Origin of the sequence: uncultured Planococcus sp. (assembly GCF_947501725.1) — a bacterium.
Lineage (GTDB): Bacteria > Bacillota > Bacilli > Bacillales_A > Planococcaceae > Planococcus > Planococcus donghaensis_C.
This window is the reverse complement of the sequence record NZ_CANMXD010000038.1, coordinates 1-326: the sequence shown is the minus strand read 5'-3', so window position 1 is coordinate 326 and position 326 is coordinate 1. Positions and strand designations below refer to the sequence as shown.

2 tRNA genes are annotated in these 326 nt (G+C 47.9%); both read right to left on the bottom strand.

The window, feature by feature from the left end:
* Positions 1-2: 2 nt before the first annotated feature.
* Positions 3-77 (bottom strand) — tRNA-Glu (locus tag Q0785_RS20315).
* A 57-nt stretch (positions 78-134) separates the two neighbouring features.
* Positions 135-207 (bottom strand) — tRNA-Thr (locus Q0785_RS20310).
* Between the last annotated feature and the right edge of the window lie 119 nt (positions 208-326).

Sequence of the window (326 nt, the reverse complement as noted above, 5' to 3'; positions counted from 1 at the left end):
ATTGGTGACCCCTACGGGATTCGAACCCGTGTTACCGCCGTGAAAGGGCGGTGTCTTAACCGCTTGACCAAGGGGCCTTGATTAAAATAAAGTATGTTTAACTTCCTGCTTAGAAACTCCTAAAAGAAAACAAAAGCTTCCAACCGGATTCGAACCGGTGACCTCTTCCTTACCATGGAAGCACTCTACCTGCTGAGCTATGGAAGCAAGGTAAAAGAATCATTAGGGACAAAAAATAAACATAGAATAGCCCAGCGACGTCCTACTCTCACAGGGGGAGACCCCCAACTACCATCGGCGCAAAAGAGCTTAACTGCCGTGTTCGG